The organism is Acinetobacter entericus, assembly GCF_026168575.1.
Taxonomy (GTDB): Bacteria; Pseudomonadota; Gammaproteobacteria; order Pseudomonadales; family Moraxellaceae; genus Acinetobacter; species Acinetobacter bouvetii.
This window is the reverse complement of record NZ_JAPEQW010000026.1, coordinates 19,546-41,803: the sequence shown is the minus strand read 5'-3', so window position 1 is coordinate 41,803 and position 22,258 is coordinate 19,546. Positions and strand designations below refer to the sequence as shown.

Below are 22,258 nucleotides of genomic sequence, written 5' to 3'. Positions count from 1 at the left end.
AATCATGCCCGAAGTTCAGGCATAAAAAAAGCGGTCATTGGCATGACCGCTTTTTTATCATTCAAACTTGGGTTTAAATGCTCATATCTTCACTCAGCGCCAATGGATTCGGCAGAATTTTCGCCAATTGGCGGCATAAAGCCGTTAATTCCGCACTGTCATTCGGCATCAGCGTAATGTGGCCAATTTTACGGCCTTCACGCTCAGACTTGTTATATAAATGCAAATGCGCGCCTTCCAAAGCCAGCACATCTGCAGTTTTTGGATGCAGTCCAATAATGTTCACCATTACTGTTGGGCGTACAACGACTGTTGAGCCTAACGGCAAACCCGCCACGGCGCGGATGTGGTTTTCAAACTGTGAACAGACCGCGCCTTCAATCGACCAATGGCCTGAATTATGCACGCGCGGCGCCATCTCATTGGCATACAGACCTTTGTCTGTGACAAACAGTTCTAAAGTCAGCACACCGACATAATTTAACTGATTGAGCAGGCGGGTAATGTAGTCTTGCGCAACCGGCTGTAAGTCCGCACTGTTGGGTGCAGGGACAATCGAGTGCGACAAGATGCCATTATGATGATGGTTTTCGGCCAATGGCCACGTTTTCACATCGCCGTTTTGACCGCGCACGGCAATAATTGACACTTCACGCGAGAAGGTCACAAAACTTTCCGCGATCAATTCACCAGCAGGGCCGAGTTCAGCCCATGCCTGATTAATCTGATCTGCGCTGCGCAAAACAAACTGTCCTTTGCCGTCATAGCCGCCGCGAGAGGTTTTTAAAACCAGCGGCAAGCCTAATTCAGCAACAGCCGTTTGCAACGTTGCAAGTGAAGTTACCGCTTTATACGGCGCAACAGGAATCGCCAGCTCATCAAATAACGCTTTTTCAGACAAACGATGCTGCGCAATGGCCAAGGCTTGGCGCGGCGGATGCAGCGTTTTGTTTTTAGTTAGCACATCGACATCAGCCAATGGCGTATTTTCAAATTCTAAGCTGAACACGTCTGCGCTTGCGATAAATTCGCTTAAGCCATTTTCTGCTTTGGTTGAATAGACTGGACCTAAGGCTGCCGAAGGGCAGTCTGTATTGGCTTCAAAGAAGGTGCATTGAATATTCAGCGGCATTGCTGCTTGCGCCATCATGCGGCCCAGCTGGCCGCCGCCAAAAATACCGATGGTTTTATCCATGATCTGTGTCCCGTTTTAAGCTTGGCCCGGAATATTATTGCCTGCAACTTTTTCAGTTTGCGCAGCGCGGAAATCAGCCACATTTTTTGCAATGTCAGGGCGCGTTAAACCTAAAATTTGCGCCGCCATGATGGCTGCATTGGTTGCGCCAGCAGGGCCAATCGCCAAAGTGCCGACTGCAATGCCTGCAGGCATCTGCACAATAGACAGCAATGAATCTACACCGTTCAAAATAGATGATTTGACTGGAACACCCAGTACAGGCAGGTCAGTTTTAGCTGCGCACATGCCCGGCAAATGCGCCGCGCCGCCTGCACCGGCAATAATCACCTGAATGCCGCGGTCACGCGCTGTTTCTGCATATTCAAATAAACGGTCTGGAGTACGGTGCGCTGACACAACCTCCGCTTCAAATGGAACGCCCAGCTGTTTCAGCATATTGGCAGTGTTTTCTAAAGTCGCCCAATCAGATTGAGAACCCATGATAATTCCAACGAGAGGAGTGTCTTGTGAAGCGGCCGCATTCATTGCAATGTTTCCAGAGATAATTAAGAGAGATAAATCTCGACTAGAGCCAAGCTTTAATAAGAGCCCCGTATTATAGACTGAATTTTCATCTCGCCAAAATTTTACCTTCATCCTCAATGCGCATTTTTATTATTTTTTAATGAAATGAAGCTGAAATTCTGATGATTGGAATAATTGCCGGCTTTTTTGCACATTGCACGGCGGCTTTTTCAGCCTTGCATCCAATCTGAAGACCGACTTGCGATCGGCGCTGACGGATTTTATTCAGCCTTGCGCTTAAATGCTTCGCGCCCAATTATTGGCTTCTGAACACAAAATAAATACAGCCTAAAAGGCAGCCGCCCGCCCATAAATAATCCAGCTTAAACGGCTGTTTAAACAGAAAAATCATAAAAGGCACAAACACCAGCAGCGTGACCGCTTCCTGCGTGATTTTCATCTGTCCCATCGACCAGCCGTGCTGCACCAACAGGCGTGTTGCCGGAATCATAAAGCTGTACTCCAGCAGGGCGATCACCCAGCCAAATAAAATCGCTTGCCACAGCGGCGCGCCGTGCAGAAATTTTAAATGACCATACCAAGCCAAGGTCATAAAGCAGTTTGAAATGATCAGCAATAAAAGGGGAAGGGCCATAATTAAGCATCCGAAATTACCGACTCATAGTTTACGTTGTTCTTCTAAAAATGCATGCGTTTTACATGCAGCGCCAATGCGGAAAAACCGGTATAAAGAGCCGATTTTAAAATGCTTTTAAAAACGCCTGAATAGATACAAGAAAAACTATCTTTTCGCTAAAACCCTTGCTATCGTTGCCTTCAAATCGAATTAATCACGACAACACCACAATAATGAAGTGATGTGTCTATAGAGCAGTGGAGTTAAGCATATGCATCTGCATATTTTGGGTATTTGCGGCACCTTTATGGGCTCGCTGGCACTTTTGGCGCGAGATTTAGGCCATAAAGTCACGGGTTCTGATGCGAATGTTTATCCGCCAATGTCTACCCAGCTTGAAAATGCAGGCATTACCTTAATGCAAGGCTACGACCGCAGCCATTTGCAGCCGCATCCGGATTTAGTCATTGTCGGCAACGCCATGAAACGCGGCATTGATGCCGTGGAATATATGCTGAATGAAGGCCTGCCTTACATTTCCGGCCCGCAGTTTTTGGCCGATCATGTGCTGCAAGGCAAGCATGTTTTAGGCGTTGCAGGCACGCATGGCAAAACCACCACCACCACCATGCTGGCCTGGGTGCTGGATCAAGCAGGCCTTGAACCGGGCTTCCTCATTGGCGGAGTGCCTTTAGGTTTCAGCGAAAGCGCACGCTTAGGCGGCGGCAAATACTTCTGTGTCGAAGCCGATGAATATGATTCTGCTTTTTTTGATAAACGTTCAAAATTCGTGCATTACCATCCTAAAACTGCGATTTTGAATAACCTTGAATTTGATCATGCCGATATTTTTGATGACTTGGCTGCCATTCAAAAACAATTCCATCATCTGGTGCGCACCATCCCGAGCGAAGGCCGGATTATTGCGCCGATTACGGAAAGCAATATTGATGAAGTTCTGGAAATGGGCTGCTGGACACCTGTAATGCGCACGTCGCTGGATGCCAATGACAAATCTGAACTGTATGCAGAGCAGCTGTCTGCGGACGGTTCACACTTTAAAGTGCTACAGCATGGCGTGGTGAAAGGCAAAGTGAAATGGAACATGACCGGACAGCACAGCGTGGCCAATGCTTTGGCGACGATTGCCGCAGCAGAACACGTGGGTGTGAGCATTGAAACCGCCTGTGAAGCGCTGTCAAACTTTGGCGGCGTCAAGCGCCGTATGGAGCTTTTAGGCACGGTGCGTGGCGTTGAAGTGTATGATGACTTTGCCCATCACCCAACCGCAATTGATACTACGCTTGAAGGCGCACGCAAGCGTTTAGGCGAGCGTAAGTTGTGGGCGATTATTGAACCGCGTTCAAACACCATGCGCATGGGCAGCCATAAAGATGGTTTGGCGCATTCTGCCCGCTTGGCCGATGAAGTGATCTGGTACCAGCCTGAAGGTTTGGACTGGGACTTGCAGCCTGTGATTGAGGCTGCGCCAAACAAAGCTGTGGTCGCGCGCTCATTGGATGACATCATTCAAACTGTGACTGCAGAAGCAGACGAGGGCGATGCAGTGGTGATCATGTCGAACGGCGGCTTTGGCGGACTGCATCAGAAGCTGATCAATGCTTTAAACGCAAAATAAGCAGTACCCACTTGTAAAAAAACCCGCATATAGCGGGTTTTTTTACAAGGTCATCCAATTAAAAACCAGACATTGTACCCGTATATTCAAAGTCTTTCAGTTTTGCCCAGCCTTGAACCGTGTCTCCCAAGCGCTTGCTGAAATACATGATCGAAACCCACTGTTCTCGGCCATCATCATAGGTGCTATAAGCAGTAATATGGTCATTTTTAATCATAAACAGATCTTTGATTTTACAGGCATTTCTCGGTGCAGAATGAAAATACACTCTGGCTGGGGCAATCACTTTCATGCCCCAGCGTGGAATGATCTGAACGTCTTTTTGTTCTGCCTTTTCCTCAACTTTTGCACAATCTTCAGCATGCAATAAAGGGGCAACTGAACAGAATAGGGCAATAGATAAAAGCGTCTTCATATACTTTAATTCCACTATCTTCAGCGCTGCAAAGTACAAATTAGAGCGGCAATAATAGCGGTATCGATCTCATTTTAACTTAATGCTTAGAACCGCGACGAATGTCGAATACTTAAGCCGCAACATCCTCAAAACTTTTCTCACGGCGAAACATCACATCAACATAAGAGCAGGTCGGGATAATTTTAAGGTTCTTAGCACGTGAAAAATCAACCAGAGCATCCAACAGCAAACGTGCCACGCCTTGCCCGCGCAGTGAATCATCCACCCATGTATGGTTGGCATCAACGGTCGTGTCATCCCGCCAAATATAGCTGATTTCCGCAATATGCTGACCCGCCTCATTGCTGATAAAAAATTCGCCTTTCATGCCGTTATCAATATGTTGTATTTGCATAATTCTATGAAACCTCAAGATTTAAAAATTTGAAATATTAGACGTTTTCCCTGATTAACGCTTAAAAATACCCAATTTCAGGGATATAAAATGGAATGTCCCGACCTTAAAGTATATTTGCAAAATTATGATTTATTTTTAAATTTTTCAAGGGTGCCATGTATGGATATTTATCTGATTGCTGTCCTGTTTCTATTGCTGATTGCCTTTCTGCTGGGAATCTCGATGTACAAATCGCGTTTCTAAAGCCCATACAGCATGATGCCAGCCGCGGCTGCACGGCATCAAAAGTTTTCAAAAAACCTTCAATCTGCCCCCTATACAGACTGGAGGTTTTTTGGATTTTAAAGCAATACATCCCGTATTGATGGGTCTTTAGCAAAAACCGACTTGGCAAAAGGGCAGAGCGGCATAATTTTAATTTGGCGGTCTCTAGCAAACTGCACAGCCGCATCCAGCAAATGTCGTCCAACGCCTTGTCCGCGCAGAGTATCGCTGACATCAGTATGATCAATAATCAATTTATCTGAGCCTGCCCATGAATAGGTCATTTCAGCTAAGCGCTGATGGTTTTGCTCTATAAAGAATGCGCCTTTTTTTCCATTATCATCCTGCTGCACAATCATTTTTTTCTTTTCCTTAGTTTGGCTATTCCGTCTTTTGTTGTATTCAAATCCGCCCGCCAATTCAATAGCGCTTAACAATTCAAAACCATCTCTTTAAAATAAGCGGATATTTTTTTGAATGCATAATTCATGTCATCTACTGCATCTCCCAGTGACCAACCCAATGAATTCCGTCAATGGGTCAGCGTAATTACGCTTGCCTTTGCGGCTTTTATTTTCAATACCACCGAATTTATTCCAGTTGCCTTGCTCAGCGACATTGGCCGAAGTTTTAATATGGCGGCCACTGATGCCGGCATTATGATCACGCTGTATGCATGGATTGTCGCGCCGATTTCATTGCCCATTATGCTGCTGACCAAAAACATCGAACGGCGTTTTCTATTGATTGGCCTGTTTGCAGTATTTATTGCCAGCCATGCGCTGTCTTATGCGGCATGGAGTTTCAATGCGCTGCTGATCAGCCGGATTGGGATCGCTTTTTCACATGCGCTGTTTTGGGCCATTACCGCCTCTCTGGCCGTCCGTGTCGCGCCGAAAGGCAAAGAGTTTCAAGCCTTAGGCTTATTGGCAACCGGCACAGCGCTGGCCATGGTGCTGGGCATTCCTTTTGGCCGCATGATTGGTGAAAGCTATGGCTGGCGCAATACTTTCGCTTTAATTGCCTTCGGCGCCTTAGCTGTTTGCCTGACTTTAGCCAAAACATTGCCCAAGCTGCCCAGCCAAAATTCAGGATCACTCAGCAGCTTAAAAGATTTTGTCAAACGGCCCAGCCTGATGATGGTCTTTGCCTTAACCGTGATTGTGATTACGGCGCAATTTACCGCTTACAGCTATATTGAGCCGTTTGCGCTGAATATCGCCGCGTTCAGCTCTGCTGAAACCACCGCCTTGCTGCTGATATACGGCGGGGCAGGCTTTATCGGCTCTTATTTATTCAGCAAATTCGGCGCAAAATTTCCACGCTTGGCGATTCCGCTATTTACCGCTTTTTTGGCAGTGTCCATGCTGCTCATGCTTTCCCTTTCCCACAGCTTCAGCTCTTTCAGTGTTTTGTGCCTCATCTGGGGAGTCGGCATCATTGGCTTCAGTTTAGCCCTGCAGTCTAAAACGCTGAATCTGGCCTCCGATGCAACCGATGTCGCCATGGCGATCTATTCAGGCTTATACAATATCGGCATCGGCGGCGGAGCCTTGCTGGGCGGCATGGTCTCGATCCATTCCAGCCTGTCCAATATTGGCATAGCCGGCGGCATTATTGCGGTATTTGGCACATTATTGGCTATCGTGCTGGTGCAGCGCCGTGACTTTACCGCGCCTGCAGCTCGACACCGATAAAGCTGCAGAAATTTGGACTGCAAAATTTGCTTATTGCTTAAAAATCTGCCATGATTTAGCCAAATTTGGACCAAGTCCAAAACAGAATTTAGCTGAACAAGGGGAGTAGCCTCCTCCAAACGCTTTACTCTTTTGAGTGGATGCGTGTCAGAATATCGTCATTACACTTTGCAAAAAGTCGGTATCTGAGCATTGATCATTTTCAAGATGACGATGTAGGCAAGACCTTGATCATGTTGTCACAGATGTTTTTATTCATCTGGCAGCAGGTCAAGGTTTTTTTATGGCCGATTGTCAGATGTGGAGGATTCACATGGAAACGATCGGCACTTTATGGCTGTATCTGGCATTTTTCGGCCTAGTTGCCGTCATGCTTATCATCGACTTTTTAGGCTTTAAAAACAGCCAGGGCCAAGAAGTCAAAGTCAAAACAGCAGCCTGCTGGAGCATTGCCTGGGTATCTGTGGCTGCGCTGTTCGGCGGCGGACTCTGGCTCTATCTGCAGCAGACTGCAGGCGTCGCCATAGCCAATACCAAGGTGATGGAATATTTTGCCGGCTACCTTTTAGAAAAATCCCTCGCGGTCGATAACGTTTTTGTCTGGCTGATGATTTTCGCTGCCTTTGCCATTCCGCCTGCCTTGCAGCGTAAGCTTTTACTCTACGGGGTCTTAGGCGCCATTGTCCTGCGCACGGTCTTTATTTTTATTGGCGCATGGTTCGTTCAGGAATTCTCCTGGGTGCTGTATATCTTCGGCGCATTCCTGGTATACACCGGCTTCAAATTCCTGAAAGGGCAGGATGATGAAGAGAAAAACATTGAAGATATGGCCATTTTAAAATGGCTGCGCAAGCACCTGCGCATTACGCCGCAAATGCAAGGCGATAAATTCTTTGTCCGCCAAAATGGCATGCTCTGGGCAACCCCCTTATTTTTAGTGCTGATTTTAGTGGAAGCATCCGATGTCATTTTTGCGGTTGATTCCATTCCGGCCATCTTTGCCGTAACCACCGATCCGTTTATTGTCTTAACTGCAAACTTGATGGCGATTTTAGGCCTGCGCGCCATGTTCTTCCTGCTGTCTGGCGCCGCATCCAAAATGCATTACCTGCCGTATGGCTTGGGCCTGATTCTGCTCTTTATCGGCTTTAAAATGCTGATGCTGGATGTGTTCCATATGCCGATCTGGATTTCACTTGGATTTATCGTCATCACGCTTGCTATTACGGCATGGCTATCGATCCGCCACAGCAAGAAACACCATGAAACAACGCTGTAATGCTTAACTGCTGTTCTGCTATTGGCTGATGAACGAGTCAAAGAAAGCCTTCCGCAAGGAGGGCTTTCTTATCTCCGTTTAGCTAGAAATCAGCTGCAATTCAGGCCATCTCGTTAAAAATGCTTTATCGTTCAGCCTGCGCTGAAATACGGCATAGCTGGCCATAGCGGGATTCCACCTTAACTTCAGTTCAAATAAATCCTGCAACCCTAAGGGCGCGATGATTTTAAGCTGCCCCGAAGCATCCAGCTGCACTGCAACAGCCGTTGCTGTTTCTGGCCACATCGCCAAAGCCTGAGCCAAAGAAGAAAAGGGTGCAATGCTATTGCCATTGTCCATGCGGTACCAATGGTGCACCCGAGCCTGATTGACAACATCCCATAGCATGTCAGGAAATGCTGTTTCCAGCTTTTCACGGATCTGCTGTTCAGCTGTTCCATCATCCAGCGCATCAAAATACACCACATCAATTTCAGTCTGATGCAGCGGATAAGCCTGTCCATGCAGCTGCGCCCAAATGCTGTTGCGGATCACCCCAGCCGCCAAATAGGCCTGTGCTTCAATTTCACGCAAAGCCTGCAGGATCTGCATGAGTTCATGATGCGCTGCAATAAACGCTTTGAGCTGCGCGGTATAGGATGATTTAGAAAAAGGATGCGGCATGATTTTGATCGGCACCCTGCATAGATTGAAACAGCAATAGAAGCGAAGCAAAGTCCATTTTACGGTACAATCAACCGAAAAAATTCAAAAACGCAGGTTATCAATGTCTTCTGTAATTGCAACGACGGCGGTTCGCGGCCGCTTCCTCGATATTCAGAATACGGTTGCCCAAGCGCGTGAAATTCACGACCAAGTGCGATATGTAGAAGATGGTTTACTTCTCAGTGAAAATGGCATCATCCAATGGTTTGGCCCATGGGATGAAGGGCAGCGCCTGATCCCTGAGCAGGTTCAGGTGCAGCACTATCCCGATCAGCTGATTGTTCCGGGCTTTATCGACACCCACATCCATTTCCCGCAAACAGAAATGATCGGCGCATACGGCGAACAGCTGCTGGAATGGCTGAATACCTATACTTTTCCGACCGAAATGCAGTTTTCTGACCCAGCCTATGCGCAGAAAATCGCCGCATTTTTTGTGCAGGAGCTGCTGAAAAACGGCACCACCACTGCGCTGGTGTTCTGCACCGTGCATCCGCAATCTGTTGATGCACTCTTTGCAGCGGCAGAACAGCATCAAATGCGTTTAATTGCCGGTAAAGTCATGATGGACCGTCATGCGCCAGACGCGCTTTGCGATACTGCAGACGGCGCTTACAGCGATTCAAAGGCCTTAATTGAAAAATGGCATGGCAAAGGTCGGAATCTGTATGCCATCACGCCGCGCTTTGCGCCAACCTCAACCCCCGAACAGCTGGCGCGGGCAGGGGAGCTCAAAGCCGAATACCCCGATGTGTATGTGCATACCCATTTAAGTGAAAATAAAAATGAAATTGCCTGGGTGAAAGAACTGTATCCAGAACAAAACGGCTATTTAGATGTATACCGTCACTATGGCTTAACAGGTTCGCGTTCTGTGTTTGCACACTGCGTGCATTTGGAAGAGCATGAGTGGGACTGCATGCATCAAACAGATTCTGCGATTGCCTTCTGCCCAACCTCCAATCTATTCTTGGGCAGCGGCTTATTCCCCTTAAAGAAAACATGGGACAAACAGGTCAAAGTCGGGCTGGGCACAGATATTGGCGCAGGCACATCCTTCAATCAGCTGCAGACCATTCAGGAAGCCTATAAAGTCCAGCAGCTGCAAGGCTGCAAGCTGTCGGCATTTGAAGCGCTGTATCATGCGACGCTGGGCGGCGCCAAAGCGCTGGATTTAGCGGATAAGCTGGGCAATTTCAATCTAGGAAAAGAAGCGGACTTTGTGGTGCTGGACCTTCAGCCGACAGCTTTGCAGCAGCTGCGCCAGTCACGCGCCAAAGGTCTGGAAGACAGCGTGTTTGCCCTGATGATGATGGGCGATGACCGCAATATACATGCAACGTATATTTACGGACAGCGCGCTTATCTCAAAACAGCAACAGCCTGAGCAGCAATCTGAATATGAGCCCAGCCGCGCTATTCTGCGGCCGGGCAGGCTGCAAACTCTAAAGCTCGGCACCGCTGCTGCGCCGCAGCGATTACATTTTCATCGGCAAAAAAGATGCATCCCCCCTGAAGTTGTATTAAAATCAGGGCATCTTTAGAGGTGTTGCTGGTCAACGCCTTTTTTATTTTGATGTTTTTGATTTTTTTAGGTATCTACCCATGACTGTTCAAATGAGCGTATTGATTTCCACTGAAGAAATTCAAGCTAAAGTCAAAGAGCTTGGCGCTATCATTGATGCACATTATGCCAACAGCAGCAAAGAACTGGTATTGATTGGCCTGCTGCGCGGCTCTGTCATTTTTATGGCGGATTTATGCCGCGCAATTGCCAAGCCGCATGAACTCGACTTTATGACAGTGTCGAGCTATGGCAGCGGAACCGCCTCTACCCGCGATGTGAAAATTTTAAAAGATTTAGACGGCGATATCCGGGGCAAAGATGTTTTGGTGGTAGAAGATATTATCGATTCAGGCAATACCTTAAGCAAAGTTCTAGAAATTTTACAAACCCGCGGTCCTAATTCTATTGAACTCTGCACACTGGTCAGCAAGCCGTCACGCCGTGAAATTGACTTAGACGTGCGTTTCCTCGGCTTTGAAGTGGAAGACAAATTTATTGTCGGCTATGGATTAGACTTTGATCAAAAGTACCGTCATATTCCATTTATTGGCGAGATTGGCCTGTAATACAGACTATTCGGATGCGAAAAAGCGGCCGTTGGCTGCTTTTTTTATATTCAAAAAACACCGAACAAAAAAACAACAGTTCTTAGCTGAACCTGCCTTTCCCTTCATGTTTATCTATTCCAAGATAAAAGCATGAGCATGATGCAATAACAAAGGCATGATAAAAAAGGAGAATACTCATGTGGTCACTTATTGTGGCAATTGTTGTCGGCTTTATTGCCGGTTTAATCGCCCGCGCTATTCACCCTGGAGACGATAAAGCTGGATTTATTGTGACGACATTGCTGGGTATTGCCGGTTCGCTGCTCGCTACTTACGGCGGCCGCTTGCTGGGATGGTATGGTGAAAATTCTGCAGCCGGCTTTATCGCTTCGGTCATCGGCGCGCTGGTTATTCTGTTTATTTACAATATGGTTTCCAAAAAAACTTCTGCATAAACTGCAATGCTTGAACTGAAATCGGTCAGTCTGAAATTCACCTATAAAAAATCCCCCGTCAGAAGCAGGGGATTTTTTATAGAAAATAAAGCGGTTCCGCTTTTATTTTATAAGCCCAATTCTTGCCAGATTTTTTCAATTTCAGCAGCCGGGTAGGCGCCCATCAGCTTGGTGCCGTTTGAAAAAATAATCGCCGGCGTGCCATTCACGCCTAAATTTTTCGCCAGCTGAATATTGCGCTCGATCGGGTTCGCGCAGCTTTTTTGGCTGCTGGGCTGAATGCCTTTAGAGATCAAATTCGTCCATGCATAAGCCTGATCTTTCTCACAAAACAGCTGCTTGGACGGCGCAACTGACTGCGCTTTCAGCGGCAGGACAAAAGTATAAAGGGTGACATCATTCAGCTTGCTCAGCTCTACTTCAAGCTGTTTGCAATACGGGCAATTTGGGTCAGAAAAGACCGCGAGCTGGCGTTTGCCATTTCCTCTCACGCTTTTAATCGCATCTTTTAATGGCAATTTTTTCCAATCCGCCTGATTTTGCGACAGCATCAGCGTATTGGTTAAATTTTTCTGATCTTTCAGCCGGATCATGGAGCCCACTAAAATATGCTCAGCACCCTCACCCGTATAGATAATCTGATCACCGACTGAACCGCTGTAAATGCCGGGCATTTCAGTGGTTTTAATATTTTCAATTTTCAATGAAGGATAGTTTTTATGCAGCTGGCTTTGCACCGATGCAGCATCCGCCATTGCCCACTGTGACAGCATGCCTGCTAAAAACAGCGCACCCATTTTTTTCATCATGACATACACCATGTAAGTTTCTTGCGCCAAAGTGTACTTGGAATATCGCCAATCACACAGATTTTTTTCCAAGGCTTACGGAAAGACAACACCAGCGCTGTTTCACGTGGAACAGCGCTGCACTGATTAAAGCGGATTAATCTCGACCGAAACATGCACAATTTCATCATGTACCGTCAAGGCATGACGGACTTGATCTGCAGTCAATTCCTCCGCTGTTTCCAGCGCTAAAATACAGGAAAACTTGCCTTTTGCGACTTTCCAAACATGCAAATCGGTAATTTTGGCCACCACAGGCAAGTCTTCAATCACCTCACGGATTTCTTCGACGACAGGATGATCCATTTCTGCATCCAGCAAGGTTTTTCCTGTTTCCTTAATTAAACCAAGCGCCCAGCGCGCCACCAATACCGCGCCGATAATCCCCAGCAGCGCATCCAGAAAGCTCCAGCCCATATATTTTCCGGCAATCAGCGCAATAATCGCTAAAACTGACGTCACAGCATCTGCAACCACATGTAAAAAGGCAGCTTTTTGATTCAAATCATGATGATGGCCATGATGGGCGCCGTGATCCTGTCCATGCTCATGATGGTGATCATTCAGCAGCCACGCACATATCAGATTCACAATTAAGCCCAATACCGCAATAGGAATCGCTTCATCATAATGGATCGGCACAGGAAACATCAGCCGTTCTGCAGAATGAAAGGCCATAAAAATAGCCACGACAATTAATAAAATCGCACTGCTGTAGCCTGCGAGAATTTCAATTTTCCATGTGCCGAAACTGAAACGCCCATCATGTGCATAAAGGCGAGCGGCGCGGTATGCCATATAGGCCAATCCCAGCGCCAGCATGTGTGAGCTCATATGCCAGCCATCCGCCAGCAAGGCCATTGAATTGAAAATCCATCCGCCCACTACTTCTAACAGCATCATGACTGCCGTTAGAATAGTGGCCAGCAGAATGCGTTTCTGCGCCAGCGGGTTGCCTTCATCAAACTGATGAGTGTGAATTCGTGAAGATGGGGAAATATTCATTTTCGATCATTTAACTTATACTCCCCCACAGTATATTTGTTTTTGGAGCCACATGTGAGCCATTTGCATCAGGATAAAAAAATATTAAACCGCGTGAAGCGCCTGCAGGGTCAGCTGAATGCTGTTGAACAGTCTTTGCAGCAGCCCCATGCGGAATGCATTGCCGTACTGCAGCAGGCCGCCGCCATTAAAGGGGCCGTGAACGGCCTGATGAATGAATTGATTGAAGCGCATTTGCGCCATCATGTCATCAGCACCGATGCAGCCGTCAATGAAGCGGAACTGGCCGAATTTATGAAATTGCTGAAAAGGTATGGCTAAGTTCTTTGCAGGATAAATTGACCCGGGAAGCCGATCGCCAGTACACTGCTTAAATAATCCTCTCCTTTCTCACTGCTTGCATTTTTGGCTCAGCTGAATGCAATATCCTGCGGCTTTCTTCATGATGAATTCTCAATCTTGGCGCCCATTCATTATGGTCAGCCTTGCCCTGATTATGGGAACGATCGGTACGGCGCTGGCCAGCCCGCTGTACCCGATTTATCAGGAACTGTGGCAGCTGCTGCCCAGCCATATCACTTATATTTTTGTGGCCTATATGTTCGGCTGCATGGCTACACTGCTGTTTCTAGGCCGGGCCAGCAACAGCTTCGGCTTTTTAAGAACACTGCAGGCCGGGATGCTGTTTGTGATTACAGGCCTGGCATTGTCCGCTATTTCTCCCAATGCGCTGACCCTGTCTTTTGCCCGCTTTCTGATCGGCATTGCTTCAGGCTTAATCAGTACGTCTGCAATGCTCGGGCTGATTTACACCATTCCAGACAGCCACAAACAGAGCGCGCCGCAGCTCAGTTCCATTATTACCGTTATCGGGTTTGGTTTAGGGCCTTTGATTGGCGGCATCATTGCGCAATTTTCAGCAAAGCCATTAATGACTCCGTATTTGCCCGTTATTGCTGGAGCTATTGTCAGTTTAGTCAGCCTATTTTCCGTCAAACATGTTCCGACGCAGAAACAGCCTTTTTCCATCGCGCCGCATTTGCAGCTGCCTGAAGCCCAATATCATGGCCTGTTCTATATTGCAGGCTTTACCGCTTTCAGCGCTTTTGCATCCTTCAGCTTATTTGCATCACTGGCGCCCTCTTTTGTGAAGGATATTATTCCCTGGCATGGGCCCATGGTCAGCGGGACTGCAATTGCCAGCATTTTACTGGTATCTGCGCTGTCTCAGTTTACCGCCAAGAAAATGAAGCCGCGCAAAGCATTAAATGCCGGCCTGCTCTCATTGATTATAGGCTGCATGCTGCTGTCACTTTGTGTTTATATGCATTGGAGCATACTGTTTTTCATCAGTGTTTTTGCCGCCGGCATGGGCCATGGCTTGGGGCTGCTGGGCGCTTTCGGCATGATTCACGGCATGACCCAGCCAGAAAACCGCGCAGCCGTTATGTCGACGTACTTATTTGTCGCCTATTTAGGCACGATTCTGCCGATTATTGGGGTGGGCTATCTCTCCGATCATTTCGGTTTTGCCGCCGGCATTTTAGGCTTCTGCACTGCGGTTGGGGCTCTGTGTTTCATTTTGCTGATTTTTCAGCGCAGGCTGCAGGCCCCTTTGCAGCATTAAGCTGATTTTCAGCCATAAAAATGCCCTCATCCGAGGGCATTTTTATGCTTGGAATTTCACTTTCCAATACAGAATGAACCGAAGATCTTGCCCAGCAAATCATCTGCGCTGAAATCACCGGTAATCTCGCCCAGCGCATTTTGCGCAAGGCGCAGGGATTCAGCCACCAATTCACCAGCATGATAAACCGTCAGCTGTTCACGCGCTTCAGCAAGATAATGCTGAGTCCGCTTCATTGCATCCAAATGGCGCGTACGGGCAATAAAAGTGTCTTCTTCGGGCTGGAAGCCTGCATGCGCTGTAATCGTATCTACCAGCGCCTGAACGCCTGTTTCCAGCTTGGCTGACACCGTAATCCTGCGGAAGCCCTGATAATCGGTTAACGCGGGTGCGGCACCCGTTAAATCACATTTGTTGCCTATCAGCATCAACCGTTTAGGTTCAATATGTTCCGCAAAATAGTTTTTAGCCAGTTCAAGCGGGTCTTCACCTTGACTCAAGTCATATACCAGCAGCAGCAAATCGGCCTGTTCAATTTCTTTAATGGCGCGGCGGATGCCTTCTTTTTCCACCACATCGCCCGTTTCGCGCAAGCCAGCCGTGTCCGTCAGGGTAATCGGTAAACCATTCAGGGTGATTTTTTCATGTAAAACATCACGTGTAGTCCCTGCAATATCCGTCACAATAGCGCGTTCCACACCTGCCAAAGTATTCAGCAGTGAGGATTTACCCGCATTCGGCTTGCCGGCAATCACTACCTGCAGGCCTTCCCGCAGCAATTGCCCTTGCCGCGCAGACTGCTGCACAGCACTAACTGATGTACTCACCTCATCCAGCAATTTTAAAATTTTACCATCGACCAAAAAGTCGATTTCCTCTTCAGGAAAATCAATGGCCGCTTCCACATGCAGGCGCAGATGAATCAAGTTTTCCAGCACCGTATTGACTTTGCTGGAAAATGCGCCTTGCAAAGAACGCACGGCCGAACGGGCAGCCGCCTGTGAGGTCGCATCAATCAAATCAGCAATCGCTTCTGCCTGCACTAAATCCATTTTGCCGTTTTCAAAAGCGCGCATGGAGAACTCTCCCGCTTTGGCAGCTGTTGCGCCCAATTCCAATAAGCGCGCCAGCAAAGCATTTTGAATCACAGGCCCGCCATGCCCTTGCAGTTCCACCACATCTTCACCGGTAAATGAGTGCGGATTTGGGAAGCAAATGGTTAAGCCTTCATCCATCACTTCTCCGCGCTCATCCAAAAACTTGCGGAATCCTGCATAACGAGCTTTAGGCAGCGCCGTTTGGCTCAGCGCTTCTGCAATGGCATAAGATTTTGGCCCAGACAGGCGAATCACCCCGACGCCGCCGCGTCCTGGCGGAGTTGCAATCGCAGCAATCGTGGTTCGGTTTTGCATGGTACTCACCTAAATATCTACCTCAAAATCTAAAATGACAGGCAAAGAAAAATCCGCCTAAGATTACCATCTTAAGCGGATTTATTCAGCTCATCAGCAATACTTAGTTTGCTGAAGTCTCTCCGTCACGCTTTTCACGCTCTTTTGCAACACTCTTGTTAATCAGAGTCTGCTGCAAAATGGTGATGCTGTTGTTGCAGATCCAGTACAGAACTAAGCCTGCCGGGAAGAACAGCATAAAGACGGTGAAGATAATCGGCATAACCTTGAAGACTTTCGCCTGCATTGGGTCCGCCGGCTGCGGGTTCAAGCTTTGCTGGATGAACATGGTCGCGCCCATCAGCAATGGCAGGATAAACCATGGGTCCATTGCAGATAAATCTTGAATCCAGCCTAACCATGGCGCATGACGCAGTTCAACGGACTCCATCAACACCCAGTACAGCGCAAGGAAAATCGGCATTTGCAGCAATAATGGCAAGCAGCCCGACAGCGGGTTCACTTGTTCACGCTTATACAGCGCCATCATTTCTTGCGAGAAACGCATGCGGTCTTCACCGAACTCTTCTTTCATGCGCTGCATTTCTGGCGCAATCACCCGCATTTTCGCCATCGAGCGGTAGCTCTTAGACGACAGCGGCCAAAGAATCAATTTCACCAGAACTGTCAATAGAATAATGGACCAGCCCCAGTTGCCCACTAAGCCATGGAAGAATTGCAAGCCAATGAACAGCAGCTTCGCAATCGGCCACAGCCAGCCATAATCAACAGTCTGGTTTAAGCCTGCAGCAAGATCTTTCAATTCAGATTGAACTTTTGGACCCGAATAGAAAGTTGCATCCACTTCCGCTGCCGTGCCGGCAGGAACATTAATCGCCGGAGAGGTAAAGCCAATGATGTTCATGCCATCATTTGATTTACGTGACTCTAATTTCGCAGCAAATGGCTGGCCATCCGCCTGAGTCAATTTTAACTCACCAGGAATCCATGCGCTGACAAAGTAATGCTGCACTATCGCAACCCAGCCGCCTTTAGCGTCAACATTCAATTTTTCATCATTGAAGTTGGCAAATTTCAGCTTGTTGTAGTTTTCATCCGGTGACCCCCAAGCGCCCCCCAAGAAAGTTCCCAAAGTGAAAATACCTTGGTCTGATTTTCCAGGATCTTCCGAGTTATCGCGCTTCAGCTGGCCAAACATCTGGCCTTGCCAATTTTGGCTGCTGCGGTTCACAATTTTGTAGCTGACGACAATCGGATACTCGCCTTGCTTAAAGGTGAATGTTTTAATGATTTCTACGCCGTCAGCTGTTTTCAGCAGCATCGGCACAGTTAAAACTTTTTCAGCTTTACCGTCTTTACTTTGAGCAGACTTCGCATCAGCCAGGCTGTAAGAAGCTTTTTCAACTTCATACGTTGGACGGCCAGTGCGCGCACTGTCTGGACCATTCAAGCCAATCAGGCCCGATTGAGCGACATAGGTGCGCTTGGCATCGCTTTCCAGCATGACAAAAGGTTCATCACTGTCTTTATTTTTGTCATGATTGAGTAATTCAACACGAACAATATCGCCGCCTTTCGGGTTAATCCAAAGGTGGTAAAGGTCAGTTTTCACTGAAACTAGCTGTTGACTTACAGGTGCAGTGGCGTCTGCTGTCTGCTGCGCTGCAATATTTGCCTGCGGCACATCGGATGATGCTGCGGCAGTTTGGCTGTTTGGCAAATCTGCAGATACTTCATGTGACACAACAGCAGCGGTTGGCTGCGGTTTGCTGTCTGCATGACCGTAATCTTTTTGCCAAGCCAAAATGAGCAAATATGCGACAACAAACATGGCCCCGAGAATAGCAATCCTGGCCCATTGTTGCATATCTAATACCCCAAGTGGTTAGAGTGATTTTGGTTCAATAAACGATCACGAAAGGGTACAGCAACGTGAAGCGTTTGAGAATCTATTTGCTGAAATGAAATAAAACGGACAGCTTTTTTGCTCGGCACAGGATCATAGCCCGATCCGCCCCAAGGATGGCAGCGGCAAATGCGCTTAACAGACAGCCAAGTTCCACGCGCAGCGCCATGCAAATGGACTGCTTCCAATGAATATTGTGAGCACGTAGGAATATAGCGGCAGCGGGGTCCGAGCAGCGGACTAATCGCAATCTGATAAAAACGGATCAACCAATGCAGTAAATGTACCATTGGCCATCTCTACTTTTGCGGGGAGGGAGCTATTTTTGAATGCTTTTTGGCAAGGCGGTTCAGCTTTTGCCAAGCAAATTGTAATTGCTGATGCAATTCAGCATTAGGTACTGCATCAATGCCAGCTTTGGGCATGACGATAATATCCAATTCACTTAATTGCTGCTGATGCAAGCGAAAACTTTCGCGAGCAAGGCGTTTTACTCGATTTCGTTCGTGTGCGCGGCGCACTTTTTTCTTGGCAACAACAATACCCAAACGGCTATTCTGCAGTTCGGAATGTTTTGCAAGAAATAAGAAATGGGGCTGATGCACTTTAAAAAGCGCACCATCGAAGACACTTTTATAATCGGCAGCACAGTGTATGCGTACATCTGTGCTGAAGCCATAAAGTGCTGTCATAACGCCCAAGTCGCTATAGCGCTAACTGATTAAATTAAACAGTTAAGCTATGACGGCCTTTAGCACGGCGGCGAGCCAATACTTGACGGCCAGCTTTTGTAGCCATACGGGCACGGAAACCGTGAACACGTTTACGTTTCAATTCAGAAGGCTGGAAAGTACGTTTCATGTCGAAACTCCAAAAGTGATCTTTCTATAAAGGTTCGCGATTTTAGTGCTCATTGCTTGAGCTGTCAATGAAAAACAGGCTTTCTTTCAAAATTAAGCCTAAATTGTAATTTATATCTCTCTATTACCAATTAAACCCAAAAAAGTTACACACAAAGTAAGATGCTGTTTATAATAAGTTAATAACTTATCTTCAAGTTTACCAACAGGGTTATCCACAATGAGTGCCTGGCTTTGAATTTTCATTGCGGTTTAAATTTGAATTTAATCTGCAACTCAAGTTATCCCCAAAAATAGACGCTGTTATTATTAAATTCAAATTTAAAAATTTAAATTTATTATTATTAAGGGCCGTTTTTTCTGTGGAAATCGGTGATAAGCCTATAAATAACAAAACAGTATGTTGTGAATAACTCTGTTTTTATAATTTTGATACATTGTGGATAACTTTATGATATATTTTATCCACAACCTGTGGGTAAGGTTATCCACACTGTGTTTTAAATTTAAATTTAGACTGAATTGCGATTTTTTAGCCAAAAAACACTGAATTAACCATGACAGATGTGGATAACTTGGTTAGAATGGCGGCCCGCTTGGGCGGGCAGAACGTATTTTTTTATGCACAATGGATTGAAATAGGGGTTTCACATGCTTTGGACAGATTGCTTAACTCGTTTGCGCCAAGAGTTATCCGGCAATGTCTTTACAATGTGGATCCGGCCATTAGTGGCAGAAGAAGCAGAAGACACTTTACGTCTATTTGCGCCAAATCCTTATTGGACACGCTATATTCAAGAGCATCATTTAGAGCTGATTTCAATTTTAGCGGAACAGCTGTCTGAAGGCCGCGTGCGCAAAGTTGAAATTTTGGTCGATTCAAGGCCGGGCGCAATTTTGTCTGCAAATGAACAGCCTGCAACCACCACTGCTGCATTGGAATCTGTTCCTGCACCTATGGTCAAGCCTAGAAAAGAGAAAGAGGAAACAGCAGGAAAGAACAGCCGCAAGCGCCAGCTGAATCCTTTATTTACCTTCTCTTTATTTGTTGAAGGCCGTTCTAACCAAATGGCTGCTGAAACTTGCCGCAAAGTGCTTACTCAGCTAGGCGCATCACAGCATAATCCGCTGTTTTTGTATGGTCCGACAGGCTTAGGTAAAACACATTTAATGCAGGCTGTCGGAAATGCTCTGCTGCAGGCAAAACCTAATGCCCGCGTGATGTATATGACTGCAGAAAGTTTTGTTCAGGACTTTGTCAGTTCGCTTCAGCAGGGGAAAGTTGAGGAATTCAAGAAAAATTGCCGCTCATTGGATTTGCTTTTGGTTGATGATATTCACTTGCTTGCCGGTAAAGAGGCGAGCTTGGTGGAGTTTTTCTATACGTTTAATGCGCTGCTCGATGAATCAAAGCAAATTATTTTGACTTCAGACCGTTATCCAAAGGAATTGACTGAACTTGACCCGCGTTTGGTGTCCCGTTTTTCATGGGGCCTGTCGGTGGGAGTGGAACCTCCTGATATTGAAACCCGGATTGAAATTTTACTGAAGAAAGCTGAAAGCAATAATGTGGAATTGCCACGCAACTGCGCGCTGTTTATTGCGCAGCAAGTGGTTGCAAACGTCCGTGAATTGGAAGGCGCCCTCAATAAAGTTGTTGCGATTTCGCGTTTCAAGGGCACACCGATTGATTTAGAAGTGGTGCGTGAGTCTTTGAAGGATGTTTTGGCGATCCGCGCGCGCACAATCAGTACGGAAAATATCCAGCGTGTGGTCAGCGAATATTTTAGAATTCCTTTAAAAGAACTGATTGGCCCGAAACGCACCCGCATTTATGCCCGTCCGCGCCAGCTCGCCATGGGGCTTGCCCGTGAGCTGACAGGTGACAGTTTTCCTGAAATCGGCATGGCATTTGGCGGCCGCGATCACAGTACGGTCATGCATGCCTGTGAAAAAGTGCAGAGCTTGCGTGAAGAGGATCCGATCTTCAATGAAGACTACAAAAACCTGCTCCGTTTACTGCAAAGCTGATTGTATTTTTGCTTAAATTCTGTTCTTGCAATGCGGCATATTCTGCCGCATAGTACACTGTTAAAAATCAATTTATCTGTTCATAATCTTCATTTTTAGAGGAAAGTATCGTGCGTTTAAAAATCGCGAAAGAAAACTTACTGAATGTTCTATCACATGTCGTAGGAGCGGTTGAACGTCGCCATACCTTAAACATTTTATCTAACGTGAAGGTTCAGGTTACTGAGCAGGCGCTGACCATTACCGGTTCAGATTTGGAAGTTGAATTGGTTGCCAGCACACCGCTTGCAGAAGGCGCTTGCCTGCAGGCTGGCGAAACGACTGTGCCTGCGCGGAAATTAATGGATATTTGCAAATCTTTGCCTTCAGCAGCGCTGATTGATTTGCAGATTACTGAAGATATGCGCTGTATCTTAAAGTCAGGCAATAGCCGTTTTGTTTTGGGCACTTTGCCGGCAGAAGATTACCCTTTGCTGAATACAGAAAATACGCAGGGCACGCAGGTAACAGTGACGCAGCGTGAATTAAAGCGTTTATTTGAAAAAACCTCTTTTGCTATGGCTGTGCAGGATGTGCGTTTCTACCTCACGGGCACTTTGCTGGAAATTGATCAAAATCAGCTGCGCGCAGTGACGACTGATGGCCACCGTTTGGCGCTGTGTGAAACTGCCGCATCTTCCAATTCCTCTCAGCTGGTTCAAGCGATTGCGCCGCGTAAGGCAGTGGGTGAGCTGCAGCGCTTGCTCAGCGTTGAAGATGAACAGTTATCTTTGCTGATTGGCCGTGAACTGCTGAATGTGACCATCCGCATTCCAAACCGTGATAAAGAGCAGGGTGACATTACCGTGCGTTTCACGACTAAATTGATTGACGGAAAATTTCCGGATTACCGCCGTGTTATTCCCCGCGGCGGCGATAAAAATGTGGTGATTGCGCATGATGTGTTTAAGCAGTCTTTGCAGCGTGTGGCAATTCTGAGTAATGAAAAATTGCGCGGCGTGTTTTTGAATTTTGATGCTGATACATTGCAGTTGCGCGCCAATAACCCTGAACAAGATGAGGCGATTGAGGATTTGGCGATCCAATATGCTGATGCGCCAATGGAAATGTCGTTCAATGCGCAGTATCTGCTGGATGTGCTGAGCGTGCTGGATGGCGATGATGTTTCAATGACCATGACGGAAGCCAATCAGTCAGTATTGGTGCAGGATCCGACAAAGCAGGATCAAACCTATGTTGTGATGCCGATGCGCGTTTAATT

General features: G+C 47.0%; 24 protein-coding genes. 10 read left to right on the top strand and 14 right to left on the bottom strand.

The window, feature by feature from the left end:
- Window positions 1–73 precede the first annotated feature (73 nt).
- The 3 genes from OKC24_RS16080 to OKC24_RS16070 form a co-directional block, all read right to left on the bottom strand.
- Window positions 74–1,195 (bottom strand): 5-(carboxyamino)imidazole ribonucleotide synthase, encoded by a 1,122-nt coding sequence (locus OKC24_RS16080; protein WP_131277765.1) that lies wholly within the window; start codon window positions 1,193–1,195, stop codon window positions 74–76.
- A gap of 15 nt (window positions 1,196–1,210) precedes the next feature.
- Complete coding sequence (purE, locus tag OKC24_RS16075) at window positions 1,211–1,723, bottom strand: 5-(carboxyamino)imidazole ribonucleotide mutase (protein ID WP_018572700.1); 513 nt, start codon at window positions 1,721–1,723, stop codon at window positions 1,211–1,213.
- 295 nt (window positions 1,724–2,018) lie between these two features.
- Window positions 2,019–2,357 (bottom strand): DMT family protein, encoded by a 339-nt coding sequence (locus OKC24_RS16070; RefSeq protein ID WP_130148378.1) that lies wholly within the window; start codon window positions 2,355–2,357, stop codon window positions 2,019–2,021.
- Window positions 2,358–2,610: 253 nt separating this feature from the next.
- Between OKC24_RS16070 and mpl the strand changes: the two genes are divergently transcribed.
- Window positions 2,611–3,978 (top strand): UDP-N-acetylmuramate:L-alanyl-gamma-D-glutamyl-meso-diaminopimelate ligase, encoded by a 1,368-nt coding sequence (gene mpl / locus OKC24_RS16065; RefSeq protein WP_130148380.1) that lies wholly within the window; start codon window positions 2,611–2,613, stop codon window positions 3,976–3,978.
- A 58-nt stretch (window positions 3,979–4,036) separates the two neighbouring features.
- On the opposite strand, the gene OKC24_RS16060 is transcribed toward mpl, so the two are convergent.
- The 3 genes from OKC24_RS16060 to OKC24_RS16050 form a co-directional block, all read right to left on the bottom strand.
- Window positions 4,037–4,393, bottom strand: a complete 357-nt coding sequence (locus OKC24_RS16060; protein WP_130148382.1) for a hypothetical protein — start codon at window positions 4,391–4,393, stop codon at window positions 4,037–4,039.
- Window positions 4,394–4,505: 112 nt separating this feature from the next.
- Window positions 4,506–4,790, bottom strand: coding sequence for a GNAT family N-acetyltransferase (locus OKC24_RS16055; RefSeq protein ID WP_130148384.1), 285 nt, complete (start codon window positions 4,788–4,790; stop codon window positions 4,506–4,508).
- 344 nt (window positions 4,791–5,134) lie between these two features.
- Window positions 5,135–5,416 (bottom strand): GNAT family N-acetyltransferase, encoded by a 282-nt coding sequence (locus OKC24_RS16050; protein ID WP_130148386.1) that lies wholly within the window; start codon window positions 5,414–5,416, stop codon window positions 5,135–5,137.
- Window positions 5,417–5,545: 129 nt separating this feature from the next.
- On the opposite strand from OKC24_RS16050, the gene OKC24_RS16045 reads away from it, so the two are divergent.
- Together OKC24_RS16045 and OKC24_RS16040 are read left to right on the top strand one after the other, a co-directional pair.
- A complete protein-coding gene (locus tag OKC24_RS16045) occupies window positions 5,546–6,754 on the top strand; it encodes a sugar transporter (RefSeq protein ID WP_131277767.1) in 1,209 nt (402 codons plus the stop codon).
- Window positions 6,755–7,067: 313 nt separating this feature from the next.
- A complete protein-coding gene (locus tag OKC24_RS16040) occupies window positions 7,068–8,033 on the top strand; it encodes a TerC family protein (RefSeq protein WP_130148390.1) in 966 nt (321 codons plus the stop codon).
- Window positions 8,034–8,111: 78 nt separating this feature from the next.
- On the opposite strand, the gene OKC24_RS16035 is transcribed toward OKC24_RS16040, so the two are convergent.
- Entirely contained in the window at window positions 8,112–8,696 is a 585-nt protein-coding gene (locus OKC24_RS16035) for a nucleotidyltransferase family protein (RefSeq protein ID WP_131277769.1), read from the bottom strand.
- A 103-nt stretch (window positions 8,697–8,799) separates the two neighbouring features.
- Here OKC24_RS16035 and guaD point away from each other — a divergent pair, with 103 nt between their 5' ends.
- From guaD to OKC24_RS16020, 3 genes are all read left to right on the top strand, one after another.
- Entirely contained in the window at window positions 8,800–10,125 is a 1,326-nt protein-coding gene (gene guaD / locus OKC24_RS16030) for a guanine deaminase (RefSeq protein WP_131277771.1), read from the top strand.
- A gap of 218 nt (window positions 10,126–10,343) precedes the next feature.
- The gene (gene hpt, locus OKC24_RS16025; protein WP_005006503.1) at window positions 10,344–10,871 is read left to right on the top strand and encodes a hypoxanthine phosphoribosyltransferase; all 528 of its coding nucleotides are present in this window, start codon (window positions 10,344–10,346) and stop codon (window positions 10,869–10,871) included.
- Between the two features lie 179 nt (window positions 10,872–11,050).
- Window positions 11,051–11,308 (top strand): GlsB/YeaQ/YmgE family stress response membrane protein, encoded by a 258-nt coding sequence (locus tag OKC24_RS16020; RefSeq protein ID WP_131277773.1) that lies wholly within the window; start codon window positions 11,051–11,053, stop codon window positions 11,306–11,308.
- Window positions 11,309–11,415: 107 nt separating this feature from the next.
- On the opposite strand, the gene OKC24_RS16015 is transcribed toward OKC24_RS16020, so the two are convergent.
- Window positions 11,416–12,117 carry a DsbC family protein gene (locus OKC24_RS16015; protein ID WP_171458891.1) on the bottom strand — a complete coding sequence of 234 codons (702 nt, stop codon included), beginning with the start codon at window positions 12,115–12,117 and terminating at the stop codon, window positions 11,416–11,418.
- 126 nt (window positions 12,118–12,243) lie between these two features.
- Window positions 12,244–13,161: a CDF family Co(II)/Ni(II) efflux transporter DmeF gene (gene dmeF / locus OKC24_RS16010; protein WP_131277777.1), complete on the bottom strand. Its 918-nt coding sequence runs from the start codon at window positions 13,159–13,161 to the stop codon at window positions 12,244–12,246.
- Between the two features lie 54 nt (window positions 13,162–13,215).
- On the opposite strand from dmeF, the gene OKC24_RS16005 reads away from it, so the two are divergent.
- Both OKC24_RS16005 and OKC24_RS16000 read left to right on the top strand, forming a co-directional pair.
- Window positions 13,216–13,482: a metal/formaldehyde-sensitive transcriptional repressor gene (locus OKC24_RS16005; protein WP_131277779.1), complete on the top strand. Its 267-nt coding sequence runs from the start codon at window positions 13,216–13,218 to the stop codon at window positions 13,480–13,482.
- A 124-nt stretch (window positions 13,483–13,606) separates the two neighbouring features.
- Window positions 13,607–14,788 (top strand): MFS transporter, encoded by a 1,182-nt coding sequence (locus OKC24_RS16000; RefSeq protein WP_131277787.1) that lies wholly within the window; start codon window positions 13,607–13,609, stop codon window positions 14,786–14,788.
- A 56-nt stretch (window positions 14,789–14,844) separates the two neighbouring features.
- Here OKC24_RS16000 and mnmE read toward each other — a convergent pair whose 3' ends face one another.
- The 5 genes from mnmE to rpmH form a co-directional block, all read right to left on the bottom strand.
- Complete coding sequence (gene mnmE, locus OKC24_RS15995; RefSeq protein WP_265465996.1) at window positions 14,845–16,200, bottom strand: tRNA uridine-5-carboxymethylaminomethyl(34) synthesis GTPase MnmE; 1,356 nt, start codon at window positions 16,198–16,200, stop codon at window positions 14,845–14,847.
- Between the two features lie 103 nt (window positions 16,201–16,303).
- Window positions 16,304–18,067 carry a membrane protein insertase YidC gene (gene yidC / locus OKC24_RS15990; protein ID WP_130148406.1) on the bottom strand — a complete coding sequence of 588 codons (1,764 nt, stop codon included), beginning with the start codon at window positions 18,065–18,067 and terminating at the stop codon, window positions 16,304–16,306.
- A 2-nt stretch (window positions 18,068–18,069) separates the two neighbouring features.
- Window positions 18,070–18,396 (bottom strand): membrane protein insertion efficiency factor YidD, encoded by a 327-nt coding sequence (gene yidD / locus OKC24_RS15985; RefSeq protein WP_005006484.1) that lies wholly within the window; start codon window positions 18,394–18,396, stop codon window positions 18,070–18,072.
- Window positions 18,397–18,405: 9 nt separating this feature from the next.
- The gene (gene rnpA, locus OKC24_RS15980; RefSeq protein ID WP_130148408.1) at window positions 18,406–18,798 is read right to left on the bottom strand and encodes a ribonuclease P protein component; all 393 of its coding nucleotides are present in this window, start codon (window positions 18,796–18,798) and stop codon (window positions 18,406–18,408) included.
- A gap of 34 nt (window positions 18,799–18,832) precedes the next feature.
- The gene (gene rpmH / locus OKC24_RS15975; protein ID WP_000831329.1) at window positions 18,833–18,967 is read right to left on the bottom strand and encodes a 50S ribosomal protein L34; all 135 of its coding nucleotides are present in this window, start codon (window positions 18,965–18,967) and stop codon (window positions 18,833–18,835) included.
- Between the two features lie 650 nt (window positions 18,968–19,617).
- Here rpmH and dnaA point away from each other — a divergent pair.
- Window positions 19,618–20,997 (top strand): chromosomal replication initiator protein DnaA, encoded by a 1,380-nt coding sequence (gene dnaA, locus OKC24_RS15970; protein ID WP_130148410.1) that lies wholly within the window; start codon window positions 19,618–19,620, stop codon window positions 20,995–20,997.
- 110 nt (window positions 20,998–21,107) lie between these two features.
- Window positions 21,108–22,256, top strand: a complete 1,149-nt coding sequence (gene dnaN, locus OKC24_RS15965; protein ID WP_130148412.1) for a DNA polymerase III subunit beta — start codon at window positions 21,108–21,110, stop codon at window positions 22,254–22,256.
- The last annotated feature ends 2 nt before the right edge of the window (window positions 22,257–22,258 follow it).

Coding starts and splice junctions, on each gene's coding strand:
- OKC24_RS16060 (WP_130148382.1), bottom strand. CDS start 4,393: ATGAAGACGCTTTTATCTATTGCCCTATTCTGTTCAGTTGCCCCTTTA.
- guaD (WP_131277771.1), top strand. CDS start 8,800: ATGTCTTCTGTAATTGCAACGACGGCGGTTCGCGGCCGCTTCCTCGAT.
- OKC24_RS16035 (WP_131277769.1), bottom strand. CDS start 8,696: ATGCCGCATCCTTTTTCTAAATCATCCTATACCGCGCAGCTCAAAGCG.
- OKC24_RS16000 (WP_131277787.1), top strand. CDS start 13,607: ATGAATTCTCAATCTTGGCGCCCATTCATTATGGTCAGCCTTGCCCTG.
- dmeF (WP_131277777.1), bottom strand. CDS start 13,161: ATGAATATTTCCCCATCTTCACGAATTCACACTCATCAGTTTGATGAA.
- OKC24_RS16070 (WP_130148378.1), bottom strand. CDS start 2,357: ATGGCCCTTCCCCTTTTATTGCTGATCATTTCAAACTGCTTTATGACC.
- OKC24_RS16050 (WP_130148386.1), bottom strand. CDS start 5,416: ATGATTGTGCAGCAGGATGATAATGGAAAAAAAGGCGCATTCTTTATA.
- OKC24_RS16015 (WP_171458891.1), bottom strand. CDS start 12,117: ATGATGAAAAAAATGGGTGCGCTGTTTTTAGCAGGCATGCTGTCACAG.
- OKC24_RS16040 (WP_130148390.1), top strand. CDS start 7,068: ATGGAAACGATCGGCACTTTATGGCTGTATCTGGCATTTTTCGGCCTA.
- hpt (WP_005006503.1), top strand. CDS start 10,344: ATGACTGTTCAAATGAGCGTATTGATTTCCACTGAAGAAATTCAAGCT.
- yidC (WP_130148406.1), bottom strand. CDS start 18,067: ATGCAACAATGGGCCAGGATTGCTATTCTCGGGGCCATGTTTGTTGTC.
- OKC24_RS16045 (WP_131277767.1), top strand. CDS start 5,546: ATGTCATCTACTGCATCTCCCAGTGACCAACCCAATGAATTCCGTCAA.
- rpmH (WP_000831329.1), bottom strand. CDS start 18,967: ATGAAACGTACTTTCCAGCCTTCTGAATTGAAACGTAAACGTGTTCAC.
- OKC24_RS16020 (WP_131277773.1), top strand. CDS start 11,051: ATGTGGTCACTTATTGTGGCAATTGTTGTCGGCTTTATTGCCGGTTTA.
- yidD (WP_005006484.1), bottom strand. CDS start 18,396: ATGGTACATTTACTGCATTGGTTGATCCGTTTTTATCAGATTGCGATT.
- OKC24_RS16055 (WP_130148384.1), bottom strand. CDS start 4,790: ATGCAAATACAACATATTGATAACGGCATGAAAGGCGAATTTTTTATC.
- dnaA (WP_130148410.1), top strand. CDS start 19,618: ATGCTTTGGACAGATTGCTTAACTCGTTTGCGCCAAGAGTTATCCGGC.
- purE (WP_018572700.1), bottom strand. CDS start 1,723: ATGAATGCGGCCGCTTCACAAGACACTCCTCTCGTTGGAATTATCATG.
- mpl (WP_130148380.1), top strand. CDS start 2,611: ATGCATCTGCATATTTTGGGTATTTGCGGCACCTTTATGGGCTCGCTG.
- OKC24_RS16080 (WP_131277765.1), bottom strand. CDS start 1,195: ATGGATAAAACCATCGGTATTTTTGGCGGCGGCCAGCTGGGCCGCATG.
- mnmE (WP_265465996.1), bottom strand. CDS start 16,200: ATGCAAAACCGAACCACGATTGCTGCGATTGCAACTCCGCCAGGACGC.
- rnpA (WP_130148408.1), bottom strand. CDS start 18,798: ATGACAGCACTTTATGGCTTCAGCACAGATGTACGCATACACTGTGCT.